The organism is Actinomycetospora sp. TBRC 11914 (assembly GCF_012933465.1).
Taxonomy (GTDB): Bacteria; Actinomycetota; Actinomycetes; order Mycobacteriales; family Pseudonocardiaceae; genus Actinomycetospora.
The window spans coordinates 35,923-57,769 of record NZ_JABBND010000002.1 but is presented as its reverse complement, the minus strand read 5'-3'; the positions used below and the strand labels follow the sequence as shown (position 1 = coordinate 57,769).

Here is a 21,847-nt window from a genome sequence, read left to right as displayed (position 1 = left end):
GTCGTCGGACGTGCTCGGGAGCTCGGCGCCTCAGGGCGCCCAGGTGCGCAGCCAGACCGTCTGCGGGGAGCGGCGCAGGTCGGACAGCGCCTCGTCCGGGATCGGCGCGTCGGTGTCGACGACGACGTAGCCGAGGTCGCCCCGGGTGGACAGCGCCTGCCCGACGACGTTGACGCCGATCTCGTGCAGCAGCTGGTTGATGTGCGCGAGCACGCCCGGCTGGTTGGTGTGCAGGTAGGCCAGGCGGTGCGAGTCCGGTGCCAGCGGCGTGGCGACCTCGGGCAGGTTCACCGACAGCGCGGTGCCGCCGGTGGCCACGAAGGACAGCAGCTTCGTCGAGACGAACCCGCCGATCTCCTCCTGCGCCTCCTGGGTGGAGCCACCGACGTGCGGGGTGAGGATGACATTGTCGAGGCCGCGCAGCGGGGACTCGAACGGGTCGCCCTGGGCCTTCGGCTCGATCGGGAACACGTCGATGGCCGCGCCGGCGATGTGGCCGGACAGGATGTTCTCGCGCAGCGCGTCGTCGTCGATGACCATCCCGCGCGAGGCGTTGATGAAGATCGACCGCGGTTTCATCTTGGCGAACTGCTCGGCGCCGAACAGTCCGGCGTTCCCGGGCCGGCCGTCCACGTGGAGGGTGACGACGTCGGCCTCGGCGAGCAGCTCGTCGAGCGAGTCGACCTTGCGGGCGTTGCCGTGGGCCAGGCGGTCGGCGGTGTCGTAGAAGATGACGTGCAGCCCGACCGCCTCGGCCATGTTCGACAGCTGCGTGCCGATGTTCCCGTAGCCGACGATGCCGAGGGTGCGGCCGCGGAACTCGTGGCTGCCCCGGGCCGACTTGTCCCAGATGCCCTCGTGCATCCGCTGGGTCTTCTCGACCAGCCGGCGGGTCAGCGCGATGATCTCGCCGAGCACCAGCTCGACCACGCTGCGGGTGTTGGAGAAGGGGGCGTTGAAGACGGCGATGCCGCGTTCGGCGGCGCCGGTCAGGTCGACCTGGTTGGTGCCGATGCAGAAGCACCCGACGGCCAGGAGGTCCTTGCCCGCGTCGAGCACCTCGGCCGTGATCTTGGTGTTGGACCGGATGCCGAGCAGGGACACGCCCGCCAGGGCCTCGGTCAGCTCGTCGCCGGCGAGGGAGCCGGGCCGCTCCTCGACCTCGAGGCCGGCCCGGCGGAAGGCGTCGGCGGCGGTCGGGTGAATGTTCTCCAGCAGTAGGACCTTCACACGGCGAGCCTACTGTCGAGCAGGGCCTCCCGGACCGCCCTCGACGGTCGCGAGCGGGGTTCGTGCAGGTGAACGCCACTATGACCGGGACCACCATCGGTCGGGAGGGAGCGCACGGATGCCGGGACCGGACGTTTCCGGACCGCCTCCACGGCTCGTGCTCGCCGTCGGCGAGCGGGCCGGAGCCGCTGCGGCCGAGCGCTGCGCCGCCCGCGACCGGGTCCGCGTCGTCGTGTCCGCGGACGACGCCGCGACCGTCCTCGACGCCGAGCTCCCCCGGCTGACCACCGGGTGGCGGATCGTCGGTGTCGGGACCACCGCGGACGCCGCGGCCGTGCGCGCCGCCGCGCTCGCGCGGGGCGCCCTCGGCGAGGAGGTCACGGTGTGGCCGCTCGACGACTCCTGGCGGGTCCGGGTCCACTGCGGCGTCTGCCACCACCAAGGGGAGAGCCGCCGCGACGCCCTGGCGGCCTGCCCCGCGTGCGGGACCGCACTCGCGGTCTCCGACCAGGAGTCGCGGGTGCACGGCGCCGTCCTCGGGGTGCCGCGCGCGTGATGCTCGAGCTGCGCGTCGCCGACGTCGCCACGCCGTGCGCGGGGGTGCGGTCGGTGACCCTCGTCGGCGACGGGCCGCTCCCGTCGTACCCACCCGGCGCGCACGTCGGGCTCGAGTGGGCGCCGGGGCGGCTCAACCCCTACTCGCTCACGCCGACGCCGAGCCCGCGCGGCCCGACCCCCCGCGACCTCCCGCCGGGCCTCGACCCCGAGGAGTACCACCTCTCCATCGCGCTGCGTCCCGACGGCGAGGGCGGGTCCCGCCGGGTGCACGCCCTCGCGCCCGGCGACCGGGTGCGGGCGACCCCGCCCCGCTCGTCGTTCCCGCCGGTCGGGACCGCGGCGCACCACGTGCTCGTCGCGGGCGGCATCGGGGTCACCCCGGTGCTCGCCCACGCGGCCTGGCACGCGTTCTGGGGGAACTCCTTCGAGGTGCTGCTGGTGCAGCGTCCCGGGGTGACCCCGCACGCGGCGGACCTGCGCGCGCTCGCCGGGGATCGGCTCGCACGGGCGACGGACCGCACCGCGGTGCCGGCGCTCCTCGACGAGGCGCTGCGCGGTGCCCCGTGGAACAGCCACGTCTACACCTGCGGGCCACCCGGGCTGATCGCCGCGGTGGCGGCGACGGCGAGGCGGGCGCACTGGGTGGCCGACCGCGTCCACGCCGAGCCGTTCGTCCACGCTCCCGCGACGGGCACGCCGTTCACCGCGGTGCTGCGCCGCAGCGGGCGGGAGGTCGCGGTCGGCGCCGGCGAGTCGCTGCTCGACGCGCTCGACCGCGCCGGCGTCGCCGCTCCCCGGCTCTGCCGGCAGGGGGTGTGCGGCGAGTGCGTGACGGAGGTGGCCGCGGGGCGGGTCGAGCACCGCGACACCGTGCTCGGCGACGACGAACGGGACGGGCACATGGCGCTGTGCGTCTCCCGGGCCGCCGTCGGGGAGACCGTGGAGCTGCAGCTGTGACCGTCCCGGAAGACGTCGCGAGCTATCCGTTCCCGCTCCCCCACGACACCTACCGGATCAGCGCGAACGTCGAGGAGGCCGGCGTCGAGCGGGCCACGGAGGCCGGCGCGTGGGGCTCGACGATGCTGCACGTGGGGCCGGACCACGCCGAGGCGATCGTCCGACGTCGGACGATCTTCGGCCGGGAACCGCGTCGCTTCGTCGCCGCGCCCCACGCCCGCGCCGCGTCGTGGGACGCGATGCTCTGGCTGCTCGAGCGGATGGCCCGCGAGCGCCCGGGCGAGGCGCAGCTCGAGGGCGACGGCGCCCGCCGCCGCTGGCGCAACCACCGCCTCGGCGTCGAGGCGGAGTTCGTCGTCGGCGACGACGCGTCGCTGCCCGAGCACCCGCTGGCGTTCGCGGCCGCGCAGGTCGAGGAGGACGTCGTCGTCCTCGGCGACCGCGGCGACGCGCTGTGGCTCGACGCCGGCCTGGTGACCGCCGCGTCGGTCTGGTCGCTGGCGTTCGACGCCGGGATGAGCTTCGCCGAGCTGCACCGCCCGGTGCCCGGCGACGAGGCCCGCCGGGTGTTCGAGCGGGCGGAGCGGTTCCTGCTGCGGTTGCACCCGGGCGAGGCGTGGCGGCGGCTCAACTGGGGGCTGCAGCTCGACGACGAGGCGGACCTGTCCCTGGACGCCTTCCCGGCGTGGGGACCGCGGCGGGCCGCCCTCGACGTCGTCGACCCCGGGCGCGAGGTGTTCCTGCGCACCGAGGTGCAGCACCTGGTGAAGCTCCCCCTCACCGGCAGCGTGCTGTTCCTCATCGGGGTCCGGCCACTGTCCCTCGGGCGGGTCGCGACGGTGCCGGGGTGGGCCGGGCGCCTGGCGTCGGTGCTGGAGACCTTGGCGCCCGGGACCTCGGCCTACAAGGAGCTCGACACGCTGGGCCCGCTCGCCGCGGAGTGGCTCCGGCGTCAGGCTCACGCGCCGGCGGGGGCCGCCGCGACGTAGTCCGCGAGGTGCTCGCCGGTCAGGGTCGACCGGGCCGCGACGAGGTCGGCGGGGGTGCCCTCGAAGACGACCCGCCCGCCGTCGTGACCCGCGCCGGGCCCGAGGTCGACGATCCAGTCGGCGTGCGCCATCACCGCCTGGTGGTGCTCGATGACGATCACCGACCTCCCCGCGTCGACGAGTCGGTCGAGCAGGCCGAGGAGCTGTTCGACGTCGGCCAGGTGCAGGCCGGTGGTGGGTTCGTCGAGGACGTAGGTGCCGGCCTTCTCCGAGAGGTGGGTGGCGAGCTTGAGCCGCTGGCGCTCGCCGCCCGAGAGCGTGGTGAGCGGCTGGCCGAGCCGGACGTAGCCGAGCCCGACGTCGACGAGCCGGCGCAGGATCGTGGCCGCTGCCGGTGTCTTCGCCTCCCCCGCCCCGAAGAACTCCGCCGCCTCGGCCACCGGCATCGCGAGCACCTCGCTGATGTCGCGGCCACCGAAGGTGTACTCGAGCACGTCGGCGGAGAAGCGCTTCCCGTCGCAGACCTCGCACGTCGTCGCGACGCCCGCCATGATCGCGAGGTCGGTGTAGACGACGCCGGCGCCGTGGCAGTTCGGGCACGCCCCCTCGGAGTTGGCGCTGAACAGGGCGGGCTTCACGCCGTTGGCCTTGGCGAACGCCTTGCGGACCGGGTCGAGGAGCCCGGTGTAGGTCGCGGGGTTGCTGCGCCGAGAACCCTTGATCGGGGCCTGGTCGACGACCACGACGCCGTCGCGCCCGGCCACCGAGCCCATGACCAGCGAGCTCTTGCCCGAGCCGGCCACGCCGGTGATCGCGACGAGCACGCCGAGCGGGATGTCGACGTCGACGCCCTGCAGGTTGTGCGTCGTGGCGCCACGGACCTCGAGCGCTCCCGACGGCGTCCGCACGCCCGGCTTGGTGCTCGCGCGGTCGTCGAGGTGGCGCCCGGTGGTCGTACCGCTGCGCCGCAGGCCCTCGACGTCGCCCTCGAACTGCACCGTCCCGCCCTCGGTGCCCGCGCCGGGACCGAGATCGACGACGTGGTCGGCGATCGCGATCGTCTCGGGCTTGTGCTCGACGACGAGCACGGTGTTGCCCTTGTCGCGCAGCCGCAGGAGCAGGCCGTTCATCCGCGCGATGTCGTGGGGGTGCAGGCCGATGGTGGGCTCGTCGAAGACGTAGGTGACGTCGGTGAGCGAGGAGCCGAGGTGGCCGACCATCTTCACGCGCTGGGCCTCGCCGCCGGACAGCGTGCCCGCCGGCCGGTCGAGCGCCAGGTAGCCCAGGCCGATCTCGACGAAGGAGTCGAGGGTGTCGCGCAGCGTCGTGAGCAGCGGCGCGAGGGACGGCTCGTCCAGGGCGCCGACCCAGTCGGCGAGGTCGCTGATCTGCATGGCCGAGGCGTCGGCGATGTTCACCCCGCCGATCCGGGACGACCGCGCCGCCTCGGTGAGGCGGGTGCCGTCGCACTCCGGGCACGTCGCGAACACGACCGCGCGGTCGACGAACGCCCGGATGTGCGGCTGCATCGAGTCGACGTCCTTCGACAGCATCGACTTCTGAATCTTCGGGATCAGCCCCTCGTAGGTGAGGTTGATCCCGTCGACCTTGATCTTCGTGGGTTCGCGGTGGAGGAGGTCGTCGAGCTCCCGCCGGGTGTACTCGCGGATCGGCTTGGCCGGGTCGAAGTAGCCGGAGCCCTTGAAGATGCGGCCGAACCAGCCGTCCATGCTGTAGCCGGGGATCGTGAGGGCGCCCTCGTCGAGGGACTTGTCCTCGTCGTAGAGGGCGGTCAGGTCGAAGTCCGACACCGACCCGCGGCCCTCGCAGCGGGGGCACATCCCGCCGGTGATCGAGAACTCGCGGCGTTCCTTGACCTGACGCCCGCCCTTCTCGAGGGTCACCGCGCCGGCGCCGCTGATCGAGGCGACGTTGAACGAGAACGCCTGCGGCGAGCCGATGTGCGGGTCGCCGAGCCGGCTGAAGAGGATCCGGAGCAGCGCCCCGGCGTCGGTGGCGGTGCCGACGGTGGACCGCCGGTCGCCGCCCATCCGCTCCTGGCCGACGATGATCGCCGTCGTCAGCCCGTCGAGGACGTCGACGTCGGGGCGGCCCAGCGTCGGCATGAAGCCCTGCACGAAGGCGCTGTAGGTCTCGTTGATCAGCCGCTGCGACTCGGCGGCGATCGTCGAGAACACCAGGGAGCTCTTGCCCGACCCGGAGACGCCGGTGAAGACCGTGAGCCGGCGCTTGGGCAGCTCGACGTTGATGTCGCGCAGGTTGTTCTCGCGGGCGCCGATCACGCGGATGAGGTCGTGCCCGTCGGCGGCGTGCCCGCTCGCGGCCGTGGCTTCGGGCGCCGCGGCGTCGGGCGCCGCGGCGCCGGTCCCCCTCGCCGTGCCGGTCCCCGTCGCGGTGCTCATGCGCGTCCCCCTCCGTCGCGGCCCCGTCCAGTATGTCGGGGTTCCGGGTGTGGTCACGGTGCGCGACCACGCTAGGAGGACCGGGTCGCGCGGTGCTTCTCGATTCCTGATCGGTTGACGGATCTCCGCCCGGACCCCGACGCTGTGGTCGGCATCACTCGGGGTGGGGCCGCCGGCGGGAGGCGACTGCTTGATGGTGACGAAGAACCGCATCGGGAACGCGCTGGCGGTGGCGGCCGCCGTCGTCGGGCTCGTGCTGGTGTTCAGCGGTGCCGGGCACGGCGACACCGGTGACACGCCCGCGGCGCCTCCGCCCGCCGGTCAGGTCCAGGCGCCGGCGCACGTCCCGGTGGCCCCGGCTGCTCCACAGCCGAAGGACGGGGACGACGACGGCTGAGCGGGGCGCGTCAGCCTGCTCCCTCCGGGTCCCCCGGTGACCGTTCGGGCGGGAACGCCATCCGCGGGTGGTGCGGCACCTCGGGCGAGGAGGTGTCGAGGGGCACCGACGCCGAGCGGACCAGGCCGAGCTGGGTCGTCTGGCGCGTGAGGACGGCGACGAGGAGCCAGTCGGTGGCGGTGCGCAGCCGGTTGCCGGGCATGGAGAGCAGGTGGTAGCCGCGGGTGATCGTCTTGGCCGGCAGACCGGACAGGTGCAGGTGCAGCGGGTTCGCCGCGGCGTCGGTGCCGCCGAGGTCGACGAGGAACCCGAGGTCGCGGTGGCGGTAGCGACGCGTGCGGCCGCGCCCCAGTGACGCCGCCACGTTGCGGCCGGCGAGCCTGCCCTGCCGCTCGGCGTGCTGGGCGGTCATCGCCGTGTACCGGCCGGGCTTCGCCGGGTCGGGCACGGCGGCCGCGTCGCCGCACGCGAACACCTCGGGGTGGCCGGGCACCGTCAGGGTCCGGTCGACCACGAGGCGGCCCTCGGCGAGCTCGAGCCCGACGCTCTCGATCAGCGGGTCGGGCCGGACGCCGACGCACCAGACGAGGGTGCGGGTCGGCACCTGCTCGCCGCTGTGCAGCCGGACCCCGTCCGCCGTCACCTCGTCGACGGTGTCGCCGGTGCGCACCTCGACCCCGCGCTCGCGCAGGACCCGGTCGGCGGTCTGCCCGAGGTGCTCGTCGAGGCCGTGGAGGACCTCGCTGCGGCTGACCAGCAGCCAGCGCACGGCGTCCTCGCCCAGCCGCGCGGACCGGGCCAGCTCCCGGGTGAGGAGCTGGCCCTGCGCGACGACCTCGGTGCCGGTGTAGCCGGCGCCGACCACGACGAACGTGCAGCGGGCGCGGCGCTCGTCGGGGTCGTCGGTCCCGGCGGCGAGCTCGATCTGGCGGATCAGGTGGTCCCGCAGGTAGAGGGCTTCGGGGATGCCGCGGAACCCATGGGCGAACTCGCTGAGGCCGGGGACCGGCATCAGCTTGTGGACGCTGCCCACGGCGAGCACGAGCCGGTCGTAGGACGAGGTGTGGTGCCGGCCCTCCGGGTCCATCCACCGGGCCGTCCGCCGGGCGAGGTCGAGCTCGTCCACCTCGCCGTGGGCGTGCCGCACGTTCGGCGGCAGCGTGGTGGTCAGCGACACCGAGATGCGTCGGGGCTCCAGCACTCCGCCGGCGACCTCGGGCAGCAGCGGCAGGTAGAGGAAGTAGTTGGTCGGGCTGACCAGCACGATGTCGACCGCGTCGCCCATCCTCCGGGCCAACGACCGGCACGCGTGGTACCCGGCGAACCCGCTGCCGACCACGACCACCCGGGGACGGGAGCCCGCGCCCGCGCCCGTCCCGACGTCCCGCTGCGCGCCCGTCATGGGCACCTGTCCCCCACCGGTGCGGGCGGTGAAACGACGGTCCCCCCGGCCGCCGCTCAGGCCCTGCTCGGACCGCGCTCGCGGTCCCGGACGTGCGCGGTCGCCTCGGCGGCCGCCGCCTGCTCCGAGCGGTGCGGGAGCCCGGACCGCTCGCCACAGCGGCACAGCCAGACGTACCAGGCCTCGAGCGTCCCGCTCACCTGCCACTCGTGGGCGCCCACGCCGCCCGTCGTCGTCACCCCGACGACGGTACTGCCGCGTGGGACCGCTTCTTACCCGTCTCCGGTGCCGGTCACGTCGGGGCTTCACCCGGCGGGGACAGCGTGGGGGCGTGATCGACGACGAGGGTCCCGGACGCGACACCGGGCGCCACCGCGCCCACCCCGTCCCGCCGCCTCCGATGGCACGGTCGACATGGCAGCGCGTCCGCCGTGCCGTCACGACGGGCGTCTTCCTGACGGCGACCGCGGTCGGGGTCGTGATCGGTGTGCAGGGGGCCCAGACCTCCCCCGTCGCCACGCCAGCCGCGGCCGCCGATGTGCCGGCGCCGGTCGACGTGCCCGCGCCTGCCGACGGTCCCCACGGACACGGGCATCGTCACCGATGACCGCGCCGTCCTCGTCCCGGCCCGTGCTGCTCGCGCTGTGGCTCGGCGCCCTCGCGGCGGCGGCGGTGGCGCTGGTCGGCAGCCCGCCCGGGGCCCCGCTGATCGACGCCGGGTTCATCGCCCACGTCGCGGGGATGCTCGCCGGCTACTCCTCGACGGTGATGGTGGGGCTCATGTCCCGCTGGCCGGTGATCGAACGTCGGGTCGGGTCCGACGTCCTCGCCCGGTGGCACGCGTTCGGAGGGCGCCTGTTCGTGGCCCTCGTCCTCGTCCACGCGGGTGCCGCGGTCGCGGCCTGGGCCACGACGCGAGGCCAGGATCCCGTCACGGCGACCGTCAACGTGCTCGGACTTCCCGGCCTGCTCGAGGCCACGGTCGGGACCGCCCTCTTCGTGGCCGTCGTGGGGGTCTCCCTCTGGATCGCCCGACGGCGGATCTCCTACGAGGCCTGGCACCTCGTCCACCTCCTGACCTACGGCGCCATTGCGTTGTCGTTCGTCCACGAGCTCGCCGGCCCGAACCTCGCCGGGCGACCCCTGCTCCAGGTGGCGTGGACGCTGCTGCACGCCTGGGCCTTCGCGCTGGTCCTGCGCTATCGCGTCCTCGGGCCGCTGGAGATCGTGTGGCGCCACCGCCTCCGCGTGCAGGCCGTCGTCCCCGAAGCCCACGGCGTCGTCAGCGTGATCATGCGAGGTCGCCACGTCGACGAGCTCGGCATCCAGGCCGGACAGTTCTTCCGCTGGCGGTTCCTCACGCCCGCGACGTGGGCGAGCGCCCACCCGTTCTCGCTGTCGGCGGTGCCGCAGGGGGACCTGCTGCGGATCACGGTGAAGGCGCTCGGGAACGGGAGCCGCCTGATTCACGCGGTCAGCCCGGGAACCCTCGTGCTCGCCGAGGGTCCCTCAGGGGCGTTGACGGCAGCTCGGCGCACCCGTCGCTCGGTGCTGCTGATCGCCGGGGGTGTGGGCATCACGCCGATGCGGGCCCTGTTCGAGTCCCTCGACGCGCGAGGCGGTCGGGTGACCTTGCTCTACCGCGCCTCCCGTCCGGAGGACGTCGTCTTCCGCCACGAGCTCGAGCAGATCGCCCGTCACCGTGGGGCCGAGATCCTGTGGCTGGTCGGACCGTCGTCACGGCCGGACCTGCAGATGACGGGCGACACCCTGCGCCGGCTCGTCCCCGACGTGGCCGGCCGCGACGTCTACCTGTGCGCGTCGCCCGGGCTCTCGGCGGCGGTCCGCTCGGGCCTGCGGGCCGCCGGGCTCCCGCGCCGGCACCTGCACGAGGAGGTGTTCGCGTTCTGATCTGCGCTCGGCGTGAAGCACTGACCATCCGACGACGGATGAGGAGATCGCCGAGCAGCACCAGGACAGCAGAATCGCCCTCCCATCCGAGGCGTGGGCTTGGCGTGCCGAGGAGCTGGTCGGCGGGGCTGCTGTCAGGAGCGGCGAGGGCTACCGGCTCGCCTCCGAGCAGGTCTACTAGGGTCGGTTGGATCGAGCACATGGAACAGCTTTGCCCCACGTGGTCGCGAACGCACGGAGTCGGCAACTGTCAATTCTTGCGGATTCGCATCGCCGTCATTGTTTCTCGTGCTGTGCGACCCGGCCCGCACCACGCCGAGCGTGCTGTCCCCTCCGATGATCGCCGCGCCGCTGCAGGAGACGTGATCGCCGGTTTCGTCCAGGCCACCGACCACCGGTGGCGGGACACGCTGGGACGCGCGTCGCGGTGCCGGAGCCGGACGCCGGTGCGTCGCGCCGTCGAGGCGAGAGTTTCCATCGGTGGGTGGACGGCGGAACTCGCGCCCGGTATGTCTCATGGCGTCCACCGAGCATCCAGGTCGGGAGCCCGTTGGCCGCGGCTCTCGACGGCACCGAGAGCGAGCCATGACCACCGACCGCGGCACGACCATCCCCGACGACGGGCCCTCGATGGCGGTATGACGGGGGGCCTGTTCGATGCAGACCGATGACGACCAGTTGAACCCTCCTCCCATCGGCGAGGACCCCGACCCAGGGCCCGACCGACCGAGGACGTCCACCCCGGACTCGCCGCCGGGCGCCCGCCTGCTCAGGGCCGGCGCCACCCTCGACTCAGCAGCCGCGGCTGAGCTGCGGCGCGAGGCCAGGGCCCTGCTCGCACGCTCCGCCGACCCGGTCGTGGTCGACCTCACCGCCGTCCGCGCGGCCGAGCCTGCCGCCGCCTCCAGCGTGCTGCGCGAACTGGCCTACGAGGCCGGCGACGCGGACGTCGACCTCCGCATCGTCCGTGCTCCGGGAGCCCCCGAGGTGATCCGGGCCGTCCTCGACGACGAGAGCCTGTTCGAGATCTTTCCCAGCCTCGACGCAGCCCTACGACCCGACGGGGGCGGGCCACCATCGCGTCGCCACCCCGGTCACCCTCCCGCCTCCGGGGGCAGGTGACCGACCCGACCGATGCGTTCGCGCGCCTGCGATGCGCCTCTGAAGACCACCGACATCGGGCTCTACGATGTCGCCTCATGGCTCGTCGCTCGAGGCGCGCCCCTCATCGGGGAAGGCGCCGCGACGGCCGCTGCGAGCCCTTCGACCGGCGTCGGCGCATTCGTTCCCCCGATCCAGGGTCCGGCTAACGAGCAGTCGGACCCGGGCCCTTGACACGGAGAGGGCGTCGCGGTCCGGTCTATCCCGACACTCAAAAAGTAGTGGAGCAATCCGATGGCGAACGACCGCGCGTCGCCCGACCCGCAGCTCGTGCGCGAACGGCAGGCCCGGGCCGAGGTCGAGGCCGCCTTGGCCCGCGAGTACCGGTTCCAGGATGCGCTCGGCCAGGCGCTGCGCACCGACGTGCCGGAGCAGGGTCTCGCCGAGGTACTCCACGAGCGCCTCGGCCTGGCCGTGGTCGTGGAGGATTCCTCCGGGCGCGTGCTGGCCCGGGCCGGCGATGACGAAGGCGCACCGTACCCGCGGGTGACCCGCGCGCAGCGCGACCACCTTCTCGACGCGGCGCTGCGCGCGTCGGGGCCGCTGCGGGCCGGGGAACGGCTGGCCAGCGTGGCCGCCTCCCGCGGCACCGTCCTCGGCGTGATCGTCGTCCTCGATCCGGAGGACATCCTCGAACCCTCCGACGAGTCCGATCCGGAATCCGGCGACCAACCCGGAAACCCCCGGGCCGGGGCCCTCCACGCGATCAGTCTGACGACCAGCGCGCTCACCCTGCACTTGCGTCACCGCCGCATCCTGGCCAGGACCGAACTGCGGCTGCGCCACGACCTCGTGGAGACGGTGCTGGTCGAGTGCCACCCCGATGACCTCGAGGCGGAGGTCGAGCGCCAGGTCGCCTGGGCGTCGGCCCTCAGTCACGACCTCACCGGCCCCCACCGCGTGCTGGCCGTCCGACCCCGGCCCGGGCCCTGGCCCGACGGCGAGGCCGTGGGCGATCTGTTGGAGCACGCCGCGCGCACCCTGGACATGTCCTTCCTGGGCACCCTGCGGGGGCAGACCGCCGTCCTCGTGTGCGGGACCCCCAGCCTGTGGCTGGACGGGGACGGCTCCGCGATGGCCCCGTGGTCGGACCGTGCCGCCGGGCGCAACGGGTCCGAGGACGGTCGCGGACGCCACGTGCGCTCCAAGGCGGCGTGGCGGGTCGTCCACGACGCGTTCACCGATGTCTTGCAAGGCGCCCCCGCGATCGGGGTCGGCGGCTTCGTCGAGCGGCCCGAACACCTCCCCCGCTCCTACCGCGAGGCGATGCAGGCCCTGACGGTGAGCACCGGTCAGGCCGAGCCCCAGGGTCTGATCACGTTCGAGGATCTCGGTCTCCACCGGCGCCACGCCACGAACGAGAGCCGCCGAGAGGCACGTGCGTTCGTTGAGGACTGGCTGGGCAGCCTGCTCGCCTACGACGCGCGTCGGCAGACCGGCCTGGTGCACACCCTGGGGGTCTACCTCGACCGGGGCGGCGACTACGACGCCACCGCCGCCGCACTGCACATCCACCGCTCCACGCTGCGGTACCGACTGCAACGCATCCGGGAACTCTCGGGACACGACCTCGCGAACGCCGACACCCGGCTGAACCTGCACGCCGCGGTTCGTGCCGCCGTCGTCGCCGAGCCGCTCGTCCTGCCCGCCACGGAGTAGCCGCCGCCGTGAGGACTTCGTCGCTGGGTGTTCGGCCGGTTGTCGGGCTCGTGCCGACGACGCCTCGAACTCCGGGAGGGCGGACAAGTGGTCCTGCGTGTGCGGACACCGATGGACTGTGTGTTGTCGACATCGAGCTGGAGAGAATTTCGTCTCTCGCAGCCCCGGACCATCTGAATCTCGCCGACATTCCACTGTTCTCTGACTTCTGAGATCGAGCAGAGAACGTCCACCATAGTGCCGAACACGAAAACCCCGCCGACCTGGACTTTCACCCATGTCGACGGGGCTCGCCGTCGTGGTCGGGACGACAGGATTTGAACCTGCGACCCCTTGACGCCAGAGTGTCGGACGGCGTGTCCTACAGCTTCTACCAGGGCCTGTGGTGTCGCTCGAGTGTCTTCAAGGTCCTCCAGGAGCCGCTCGTAGTCGGTCGTTCGCACCACGATCCGTACCACGGCATGCGGGCCCAGCCACTCCTTGACCTCGTCGCGTGGGCTGAGGAGCGGTCCGCCTGCCAGGGTTAATCGGCGGCGCGTCCCCGACCCGCTCCACATCGTCGACCGTCGCCGGCCTCGCCCGTCCGCCCGACGGAGGTCGGCTCATCTCCGGCGCTCCTATTGCGGAGCGATGACCTGGCAAGCATCGGGCTGAGAGCTGGGTGCGCTTCAACCGCTGATCCGGGCTCGCGGCCCTAGGCCGGAAGAGTTGAACCGCCCCGGCGAGTCCGGAGACCAGACCGTCTGAGGAGATCTGGTCATGTCACGTCGTCCACCGGGCGCGTCGAGGTGGCCCAGGACAGGCTGCGCGCCCTCGGCCACTGACCATCTCGAGGGCATCCCCGGCCCCTGTTCCGCCGGACCCTCCAGACCGCCCTCGCCGGCGCCGTCCGCCCCGTGGCCCCAGTGCCGCCGCGGCCGCCGTTGCGTCCGGTGCCCGTGGAGGTGTGCGACGCGCTCGGCGAGCCGCCGGTGGCGGCGCTGCCCGCGGAGCCGCCCGTGCGGTTGGCAGGCGTCTCACTCCACAACCTGTCCACGGCCCGTCAAGTCGGAGTGCTTACAGCTACTCGGGCCGGGCGTGCACGGCGTCCGGCCTGCCGTCCACCCGAGCGAGCGAGGCGAGGTTGCGATGCCCGAATTCACGACAACCGATGGAACATCGATCTTCTACAAGGACTGGGGCATCGGGCAGCCGATTGTCTTCAGCCATGGTTGGCCTCTGTCCTCGGATGACTGGGACGCGCAGATGATGTTCTTTCTGCACCACGGTTACCGAGTTGTCGCTCATGACAGGCGTGGGCACGGGCGGTCCTCCCAGCCGACGCAGGGCAACGACATGGATCATTACGCCGACGATCTCGCCGAACTGGTGCAGCATCTCGACCTGCGCGAAGCGGTCCACGTCGGGCATTCCGCCGGTGGTGGTGAGGTTGCGCGTTACCTCGGACGCCACGGGGAGGAGCGTGTCGCGAAGGCCGTGTTGATGAGCGCGGTGACCCCCTCGGTGCTGCAGACCGAAGCCAACCCGGCCGGTACGCCGTTGGCTGGTTTCGAAGGCCTTCAGCAGGGGCTGGCGGCCAACAGGTCCGAGTTCTACCGCGAGGTGCCGGCAGGGCCGTTCTACAACTTCAACAAGCCGGATGTGGAGGCTTCGGAGGCCGTCATCGCGAATTGGTGGCGCCAGGGGATGATGGGCGGGGCGCACGGCCAGTACGAATGCGTCAACGCCTTCATCCGCGAGGACTTCAGCGACGACCTTGAGCGGATCTCGGTTCCGGTCCTGGTCATGAACGGTGACGGCGACCAGATCGTCCCGTACGAGAGCTCCGGGCCCCGAGCCGTTGCCCTGCTGAAGAACGGAGTCCTCAAGACCTACGCGGGATTCCCCCACGGCATGCCGACCACCCACGCCGAGACGATCAACGCAGACCTACTGGCGTTCATCCGAGAGTGACGGCGGCGCCGCACCAGTGACATCGGCGCCCTCACGCGCAGGTCCCTGCGGGTGAGGGCGCCGGACCACGCTCGGCAGGTCATCAACGATGGTCGCACCCCGAGCGCATCGGGCTCACGATGCGGGCGCGAGCGTTTCGGGGGCCGTCAGGACCTCGGCGGCGGTCCGTGCCAGCAACCATTCGTTACAGCGCTCGAGTGGCCAACCGAGCACTTTGTGGGCTCGCAGGAGTCCGTCGATGCCGTAGAAGTACGTGATGATCCGGGTCGCGGTCGACGCGTCGATGCCGTCGCGGAGGGCGTTCATCTGTTCGAGGTGGCGGCAGATCGCCATCAAGTTGTGGTCGTGTCGCTCCTGGGCCGTCGCGAGCACGGCGCCGGACTCCGGGTCGTGAGGTGCGACATCGAGGACGACCGTGATGACGTCGCCCCATTCCTTGGTGATCTCGAGGTACCCGGTGGTCAGCGCGACCATCACGACGGCCGGTTCGGCGCCGACGAGCGAGCCCTCGAAGGACTCGTCGACCTCGGTCGACTGGGTGAAGCCGTCCATCAGGGACCGCAGCAGCCCCTGCTTGCCACCACACTGCGCATAGACGGTGGCAGGCGAGACGCGGCTCATCTTCGCGATCTGCTCGACCTTGGTCTGAAAGTAACCGTTGTCAGAGAACAGCTGGCGGGCCGCGGCGAGCACGGCCGCCTTCGTCTGATCGGCGTACTCCTCGCGGCGCGGCCGGTGGTCGGTGCTGTCCATAGCTGGACAATACCGACTCCAGCCAGAGTTGGCTTGTTCAAGCTAGTCTCTGGAGGCTAGAGTCGGACTCCAGTTCACGAACCCGAGCTGAGGGGGCCTCCTGCTCCGGCCGGGCACCGGGGAGGGTGGATCATGACGTCGGTGCTGGACGAGCCTGCATTCGGACCTGTCGTGTCGTCGCCGGCGCCGTTGGAGCTGCGGGTCCTCGGCCCGCTGCGGGTCTGGCGCGATGGCGCGGAGGTCTCGGCCGGCCCTCGCCTGCAGCGCCAACTCCTTGCTGTTCTCCTCGCGCATGCCGGCAGTCCGGTGACGATGTCGGAGATGATCGACCTGATCTGGGAGGACCGGCCTCCGACCAGCGCGATCAACACGATCCACAAGTACATCGGAGCGTTGCGCCGCGTGCTGGAGCCCGACCTGGCGCCCCGGGCCAGCGGTCAGTGGCTGTTGGGTCATGGGCACGGTTACCGGTTCATCGCCGACCCCGCGGTACTCGACCTCGCGGCCTACCACCAGGCTGAGGGATCGTTCCGGCGGGCCCTGAGCGAAAGCGACCAGGAGGCGGCCCTGCGGCACTGCGTGGCGGCCCTACGACTCTGGCGCGGCCCGAGCGGCAGCGGCATCGCCGACACCGTGTCAGCACAGACCATGTTCGCCGCTCTCGACCGGTCCTATCTCGCGTTGGCCACCACGGCGGCACAGCTCGCGCGCCGCCACGGTCGCTCGCGGTCTGTCCTCGAGGTGATCTGGGCTGCTGCCGAGATCGGCCCGTTCCACGAGCCACTGCACGCTGAGCTGGTGGCAAACCTCGCTCTCGCCGGCCAGCGCGCCGAAGCCGTCGCGGCCTTCCAGGGCGTGCGGGACCGGCTTCGACGCGAACTCGGCATCGAGCCGGGTCCAGAGCTCGCACTGGCCTACCGCCGGGTCACGGCCGACACCACCACCGGCGCACCCGAGAAGCATTCGCCCGCCGGTCCGTGGCCCATCACCCGGCCGGCTCAGTTACCCGCTGATCTGCCGTTCTTCGTCGGTCGTACTGAAATCCTCGCCGAACTGAGCCGAGTGCTAGCCGTGGTTGACCCACCAAAGGTCATCGCGCTCCACGGCATGCCCGGCGTGGGCAAGAGTGCCGTCGCGGTCCACTTGGCCCATTGCATCGCGGCGAACTACCCCGACGGGCAACTGCACCTCGACTTGCGCGGGTTCGCCGACGGAACCGACCCGCTCACCGCAGAACAGGCACTCCGCGAGCTGCTCACCGGGCTCGGCGTACCGACACAGTCGGTTCCAGAGGGTCGGCAAGCGATGGCCGGTCTCTACCGCTCGCTGCTGAGTGGCCAGCGGGTGCTCGTGATGCTCGACAACGTGCGCACCGCCGAGCAGGTCATCGACCTCGTTCCCGCCTCCGAGGGCTGCATCGCCCTGGTCACCGGCAGGCAACGGCTCACGGCGCTGCGCGCAGCAGCGGGAGCGCATCTGATGAAGGTGGGCCTCCCGAGCCGCCAAGAGGCACGGGCGTGCCTGATCGGGCACCTGGGTGGACTCCCCGCCCCAACCGACGCGCGCACCCTCGACGTCGTGATCGAACGATGCGGACGTCTACCGCTCGCGCTCGCCTACGCCGGCGCCCGCGTCGCAGGCGGTCAGTCCCTTGTTCAGGTGCGGATCGAGGCTGTCGACCACGCCGAGATCGCAGCGCACCAGGCTTTCGCCAGTTCGTATCACCAGCTCAGCGCCCGCGCCGCGGAAGTCTTCCGGACCGTGGCGCCCACCCTCACGCCCGGAACCCGCGCGACTGTCGATCACACGGCCGCCGCAATGACTCGTCCTGCGCCTGACATCCACGGCGTGCTCGACGAGCTCTCCGAGGTCGGCCTGCTCGAGGAGCACGACCCGGGCCACTTCGAATGCCACGTCCTTGTCCGGGCGTATGCCGCGCAGCTCGCAGCGGCCAGCTGACGTCCGCACCTGACGAGACCACACCTCACGACCCCCTGGGGCGGCCCGCCGGAACGCACCCGACCGGGCCGCCGGTGACGACACCGTACCCACCTGCCGTCCCGACGAACGGCAGCGCAGCCCGGTCGCCCAGCTGCTCGACCCGACCCGGCCGCCGCCGCGCGCCGCACCGACCCCGGCACGACGGGGCTCGCCGTGGATCGGCGACCGCGCGTTCCCGTTCACTGTTCGTCCACTGATCTGAAAGTCGTCCTACCTAGCGTGGAAGACAACAGGTAGGAGTCGATCAAAGGAGCAGAGGATGCGGAAGGTTCTGATCACGGGGGCCGGCACCGGCTTCGGGCACGAGGTCGCGATGCGTCTTTCCGAGAAAGGATTCGACGTCATCGCCGCGGTAGAGATCTACGGCCAGGTGCAGACACTCAAGCGTCAGGCGGCCGAGCGGGGAGTGATGCTGCAGGTCGAGAAGTTGGATGTCACCAATGAGGGTGACCGCCGCAAGGCGCTGGCCTGGAATGTGGAAATCCTCATCAATAACGCCGGGGTCGGTGAGGGCGGGTCGACGATCGATATCCCGGCCGCCAACATCCGCCATCAGTTCGAGGTCAACGTCACCGGGCCGCTGCTGCTGACCCAGGTGATCGCGAAGCAGATGGCCAAGCGCCGACAAGGTCGAATCGTGTGGGTGTCCTCGCGGGAGGGGCTCAACGTCAACCCGTTCACCGGCATCTACTCCGCCTCGAAGCACGCCGTCGAGGCGATCGCGGAAAGCATGAAGGATGAACTGCAGGAGTTCGGGGTGGAAGTCGCGACCGTCAACCCGGGTCCGTTCCTGACCGGTTTCAACGACCGAATCTTCCAGACCTGGGAGAGCTGGGAGGACGATCCGACCGAGCGGCTCTACGACTACACGAAGCTCGCCTTCCCCCGAGCGCAGTTCAACCCCGAGGCCGTCTACGCCACCATGACCGCTGTCGCCGCCGGCGAGGTCGACACTTACCGCAACCTCGAGCCCACCTCGATGCTCGAGGAGACCAAGAGGCTCATCGACGCCCCGTGGCACAAGAAGACCACCGACGGCCTCGGCACCCGACCCGAGGCCATCCAGCACGCCTTCGACATGCATCCCGAGGTGCTGCGCTCCGACCAGGAACCGCTGCCTGTCTAACGGACATGTCCGCCTGGCCAGCGCGCCGGGCTGCTGAACAACCCACACCATGACGATGGAGGATCTCGTGCCTGCCAAGATCAGCATCCTGCAGGACCGCTACCGTAATCGCGGGACCGCTTTCGACCTCGAGCAGCGGACCGCGCTGGGTATCATCGGTCGACTCCCGACCGCGGTCGAATCCCTCGACCAGCAAGCCGAGCGAGCCTACGCCCAGTTGCGACAGCAACCCACCGATCTGCACAAGTACATCTACCTCAACCAGGTTCACGACCGAAACCAGGTATTGTACTTCAAGGTGCTCGGCGACCACCTCGCCGAGCTGCTTCCGGTCGTCTATGACCCCACGGTCGGCGACGCGATCGAACAGTGGTCGGCCGACTACCGCGACTCTCGGGCAGTGTATTTGTCCATCGACCGGCCCGAGGACATGGAAGCGTCCTTTCAGTCGCTCGGCCTCGGTGCCGACGATGTCGACCTGATCGTCGTCTCCGACGCCCAGGAGATCCTCGGGATCGGCGACTGGGGCGTGAACGGCACGGACATCTCCATCGGCAAGCTCGCGGTGTACACCGCCGCCGCCGGGATCGACCCCAACCGCGTGATCGCGGTCAACCTCGATGTCGGAACCGACAACGAGCAACTGCTCAACAGCCCGACCTACCTCGGCAACCGTCACGCGCGCATCACCGGCGAACGATACGACGACTTCGTCGCGCGCTACCTCGAGACCGCCGCGAAGCTCTTCCCGAACGCCCTGCTCCACTTCGAGGACTTCGGGCCGTCCAACGCCCGCCGAATCCTCGAAGGCAACGCCGGCACGTACCGCATCTTCAACGACGACATCCAGGGCACGGCGGCCATCGTCATGGCCTCTGTCTTCTCCGCGCTGAAGGTGACCAAGACCCGCTGGGCCGAGCAGCGGCTGGTCGTCTTCGGCGCCGGGACCGCCGGCAGCGGGATGGCCGACCAGATCTACGCCGCGATGCTGCGGGACGGGGCTACCGCGGAGCAGGCCAAGGCGAACATCTGGATGATCGACATCGACGGGCTCGTCACCGACGACATGGCGGGGCTCCCGGATTACCAGCAGCGCTACGCCCGGCCGAAGTCGGAGGTGAGCGCCTGGGCCGACGGCGAGATCGACCTCCTGACCACCATCGAACACGTCAGCCCGACCATCCTCATCGGCACCTCCACAGCCGCCGGCGCGTTCACCGAGGAGGTCGTCACGGCACTGGCCAAAGGCGTCGACCGTCCCATCCTGCTACCGCTGTCCAACCCGACCAGCCGGATCGAGGTGCTGCCCTCCGACGCAGTGCCCTGGACCCAGGGCCGAGCGCTGATCGCGGTGGGGATTCCGGTCGCACCGGTGGAGTACGGCGACGTCACCTACACCATCGGCCAGGCCAACAACGCCCTGCTCTACCCGGGGCTCGGCCTCGGAACCATCGTCTCCGGTGCTCGGCACGTGACCGACCACATGCTGCTCGCCGCCGCCGAGGCGGTCGCGAGCCAGGTCGACGTCTCCCAGCCCGGCGCGTCACTCTTGCCGCCGGTGGCCAACCTGCGCGCATCGTCCGCGACCGTCGCCGTCGCCGTGGCCAAGGCCGCCGCCGACGACGGCGTGGCCACCCGATCGCACGACAACCTCGTCCAGGCCGTCGAAGACGCCATGTGGTGGCCGGTCTATCCGGATGGACTGCCCGCCACCGACGGGACGAGTCTGCGATGAGCGAGGACACGAAGAACCCCGCCGGGCTTGAACAGGTGCCGATCGGCACTGACGCCACCGGCACTCGAACCGAGTTCGACAGCATGGGGACCATCGAGGTACCCGCGGACCACTACTGGGGCGCGCAGACCCAGCGATCGCTGATCCACTTCTCGATCGCGAACGACCGCATGCCGAAAGAGGTCTACCACGCCTACGGGTACGTGAAGAAGGCCGCAGCTCTGGTCAACAACGCCGCCGGCCGACTGTCCGACATAAAGACCCAGGCGATCGTCCAAGCCGCCGAGGAAACCATCACCGGGGCCCTCGATGCCGAGTACCCGCTCTACGTCTGGCAGACCGGTTCGGGCACGCAGAGCAACATGAACGTCAACGAGGTCATCGCGAACCGCGCCTCACAGCTCCTCGGCGGTGCCCTCGGCACCCAGAGACCAGTCGCGCCCAACGACGACGTCAACATGGGCCAGTCCAGCAACGACAGCTTCCCGACCGCCATGCACCTGGCCGCAGTCCAGGAGATCGACGATCACCTCCTGCCACAAGCCCGAGAGCTCGCCACCGCCATCGAAGCCAAAGCCGACCAGTGGGAAAACGTCGTCAAGATCGGACGGACGCACCTCGAGGACGCCGTCCCCCTGACGGTCGGACAGGAGTGGTCGGGCTACGGCGCGCAACTGCGCGCCTGTATCGCCGAGATCGAGCACTGTCGCGAGGACCTTCTGCCGCTCGCGCTCGGCGGCACCGCGGTCGGCACCGGACTGAACGCCCCGAAGGGCTTCAGCCGCGACGTGGCCGCCTCGATCGCCGGCCTGACCGGGAAGTCCTTCGTCACCGCACCGAACAAGTTCATGGCGCAAGGCTCCCTCGACGCGATGGTCCGCGCCCACGGAGCACTGCGCGGCCTGGCCGTTGCCTTGACCAAGATCGCGAACGACATGCGGTGGCTCGCATCCGGGCCCCGCACCGGGTTCGCCGAACTCCTGCTGCCCCAGAACGAGCCAGGTTCCTCGATCATGCCAGGGAAAGTCAACCCAACTCAATGCGAAGCGATCGTGATGATCGCTATCCAGGTGATCGGACTCGACACCGCGGTCGCCGTCGCCGGCAGCCAGGGGAACTTCGAACTCAACGCGATGCGCCCGGTGATCATCAACAACTTCCTGCACTCCGCGCGCATCCTCGCCGATGGCATGCAGAAGTTCCGCACCTTCTCGGTCGCCGGAACGGAGCTCAACCACGACAAGATCAACCAGTACGTCAACGAGAGCCTCATGCTCGTCACCGCACTCAGCCCCGTGATCGGCTACCAGAACGCGGCCCATATCGCCGAAGCAGCGCTCGCCAACGGTCAGACGCTCAAAGCAGCCGCCCTGGCATCCGGCCACGTCGACGAGCAGACCTTCGACTCCGTCGTCGACCCGCTCACCATGATCGGCGACGGTGTCGCCGGCGCCTGAACCGACAGCCCATGCTGGACTCCTGGCCGGCCAGGCCTCGGCTCGTGACGCCCACGCGGAAGGCGAACACGGGCCGGGGCCTCCCGGTCGATGGGGGCAGGGCCGCCCGTCGTCGGCGCCCACCGGCAAGCGGGC

At 71.1% G+C, this 21,847-nt stretch carries 17 protein-coding genes; 12 read left to right on the top strand and 5 right to left on the bottom strand.

Annotated features, from left to right (window positions below; translation table 11 throughout):
• Positions 1 to 30: 30 nt before the first annotated feature.
• Positions 31 to 1,230: a phosphoglycerate dehydrogenase gene (gene serA, locus HH311_RS06145; protein ID WP_169182748.1), complete on the bottom strand. Its 1,200-nt coding sequence runs from the start codon at positions 1,228 to 1,230 to the stop codon at positions 31 to 33.
• A gap of 118 nt (positions 1,231 to 1,348) precedes the next feature.
• Between serA and HH311_RS06140 the strand changes: the two genes are divergently transcribed.
• From HH311_RS06140 to HH311_RS06130, 3 genes are read left to right on the top strand one after another with little or no spacing between them, the layout of a single operon-like run.
• Positions 1,349 to 1,786 (top strand): hypothetical protein, encoded by a 438-nt coding sequence (locus HH311_RS06140; protein ID WP_169182747.1) that lies wholly within the window; start codon positions 1,349 to 1,351, stop codon positions 1,784 to 1,786.
• On the top strand, positions 1,786 to 2,745 hold the full coding sequence (locus HH311_RS06135; RefSeq protein WP_169182746.1) for a PDR/VanB family oxidoreductase: 960 nt from the start codon (positions 1,786 to 1,788) through the stop codon (positions 2,743 to 2,745). The genes HH311_RS06140 and HH311_RS06135 overlap by 1 nt, the downstream gene beginning before the upstream one ends.
• Positions 2,742 to 3,734, top strand: coding sequence for a DUF3445 domain-containing protein (locus tag HH311_RS06130; RefSeq protein ID WP_169182745.1), 993 nt, complete (start codon positions 2,742 to 2,744; stop codon positions 3,732 to 3,734). The genes HH311_RS06135 and HH311_RS06130 overlap by 4 nt, the downstream gene beginning before the upstream one ends.
• Here HH311_RS06130 and HH311_RS06125 read toward each other — a convergent pair.
• Positions 3,704 to 6,157 (bottom strand): excinuclease ABC subunit UvrA, encoded by a 2,454-nt coding sequence (locus HH311_RS06125; RefSeq protein WP_169182744.1) that lies wholly within the window; start codon positions 6,155 to 6,157, stop codon positions 3,704 to 3,706. The two genes, HH311_RS06130 and HH311_RS06125, sit on opposite strands and share 31 nt — an antisense overlap.
• A 193-nt stretch (positions 6,158 to 6,350) precedes the next feature.
• Here HH311_RS06125 and HH311_RS06120 point away from each other — a divergent pair, with 193 nt between their 5' ends.
• Positions 6,351 to 6,554 carry a hypothetical protein gene (locus HH311_RS06120; RefSeq protein ID WP_169182743.1) on the top strand — a complete coding sequence of 68 codons (204 nt, stop codon included), beginning with the start codon at positions 6,351 to 6,353 and terminating at the stop codon, positions 6,552 to 6,554.
• Between the two features lie 10 nt (positions 6,555 to 6,564).
• Here the strand turns inward: HH311_RS06120 and HH311_RS06115 are convergent, their stop codons facing one another.
• Together HH311_RS06115 and HH311_RS06110 are read right to left on the bottom strand one after the other, a co-directional pair.
• Positions 6,565 to 7,956 carry an NAD(P)/FAD-dependent oxidoreductase gene (locus tag HH311_RS06115; protein WP_169182742.1) on the bottom strand — a complete coding sequence of 464 codons (1,392 nt, stop codon included), beginning with the start codon at positions 7,954 to 7,956 and terminating at the stop codon, positions 6,565 to 6,567.
• 56 nt (positions 7,957 to 8,012) lie between these two features.
• The gene (locus HH311_RS06110) at positions 8,013 to 8,195 is read right to left on the bottom strand and encodes a hypothetical protein (protein WP_169182741.1); all 183 of its coding nucleotides are present in this window, start codon (positions 8,193 to 8,195) and stop codon (positions 8,013 to 8,015) included.
• A gap of 364 nt (positions 8,196 to 8,559) precedes the next feature.
• On the opposite strand from HH311_RS06110, the gene HH311_RS06105 reads away from it, so the two are divergent.
• The 4 genes from HH311_RS06105 to HH311_RS06090 all read left to right on the top strand — a co-directional run bounded on the left by HH311_RS06105 (position 8,560) and on the right by HH311_RS06090 (position 14,640).
• On the top strand, positions 8,560 to 9,867 hold the full coding sequence (locus HH311_RS06105; protein ID WP_169182740.1) for a ferric reductase-like transmembrane domain-containing protein: 1,308 nt from the start codon (positions 8,560 to 8,562) through the stop codon (positions 9,865 to 9,867).
• A gap of 657 nt (positions 9,868 to 10,524) precedes the next feature.
• Positions 10,525 to 10,989: an STAS domain-containing protein gene (locus HH311_RS06100; RefSeq protein ID WP_169182739.1), complete on the top strand. Its 465-nt coding sequence runs from the start codon at positions 10,525 to 10,527 to the stop codon at positions 10,987 to 10,989.
• 273 nt (positions 10,990 to 11,262) lie between these two features.
• On the top strand, positions 11,263 to 12,687 hold the full coding sequence (locus HH311_RS06095) for a CdaR family transcriptional regulator (RefSeq protein WP_169182738.1): 1,425 nt from the start codon (positions 11,263 to 11,265) through the stop codon (positions 12,685 to 12,687).
• 1,128 nt (positions 12,688 to 13,815) lie between these two features.
• The gene (locus HH311_RS06090) at positions 13,816 to 14,640 is read left to right on the top strand and encodes an alpha/beta fold hydrolase (RefSeq protein WP_169182737.1); all 825 of its coding nucleotides are present in this window, start codon (positions 13,816 to 13,818) and stop codon (positions 14,638 to 14,640) included.
• A 114-nt stretch (positions 14,641 to 14,754) separates the two neighbouring features.
• On the opposite strand, the gene HH311_RS06085 is transcribed toward HH311_RS06090, so the two are convergent.
• Positions 14,755 to 15,393 (bottom strand): TetR/AcrR family transcriptional regulator, encoded by a 639-nt coding sequence (locus tag HH311_RS06085; RefSeq protein ID WP_169182736.1) that lies wholly within the window; start codon positions 15,391 to 15,393, stop codon positions 14,755 to 14,757.
• A 132-nt stretch (positions 15,394 to 15,525) separates the two neighbouring features.
• On the opposite strand from HH311_RS06085, the gene HH311_RS06080 reads away from it, so the two are divergent.
• The 4 genes from HH311_RS06080 (at position 15,526) to fumC (ending at position 21,712) form a co-directional block, all read left to right on the top strand.
• On the top strand, positions 15,526 to 17,352 hold the full coding sequence (locus tag HH311_RS06080) for a BTAD domain-containing putative transcriptional regulator (RefSeq protein WP_169182735.1): 1,827 nt from the start codon (positions 15,526 to 15,528) through the stop codon (positions 17,350 to 17,352).
• 301 nt (positions 17,353 to 17,653) lie between these two features.
• Positions 17,654 to 18,520, top strand: coding sequence for an SDR family oxidoreductase (locus HH311_RS06075; protein WP_169182734.1), 867 nt, complete (start codon positions 17,654 to 17,656; stop codon positions 18,518 to 18,520).
• A 49-nt stretch (positions 18,521 to 18,569) separates the two neighbouring features.
• The gene (locus tag HH311_RS06070) at positions 18,570 to 20,255 is read left to right on the top strand and encodes an NAD-dependent malic enzyme (protein WP_248292248.1); all 1,686 of its coding nucleotides are present in this window, start codon (positions 18,570 to 18,572) and stop codon (positions 20,253 to 20,255) included.
• Entirely contained in the window at positions 20,252 to 21,712 is a 1,461-nt protein-coding gene (gene fumC, locus HH311_RS06065; protein WP_169182733.1) for a class II fumarate hydratase, read from the top strand. The genes HH311_RS06070 and fumC overlap by 4 nt, the downstream gene beginning before the upstream one ends.
• Positions 21,713 to 21,847: the final 135 nt, after the last annotated feature.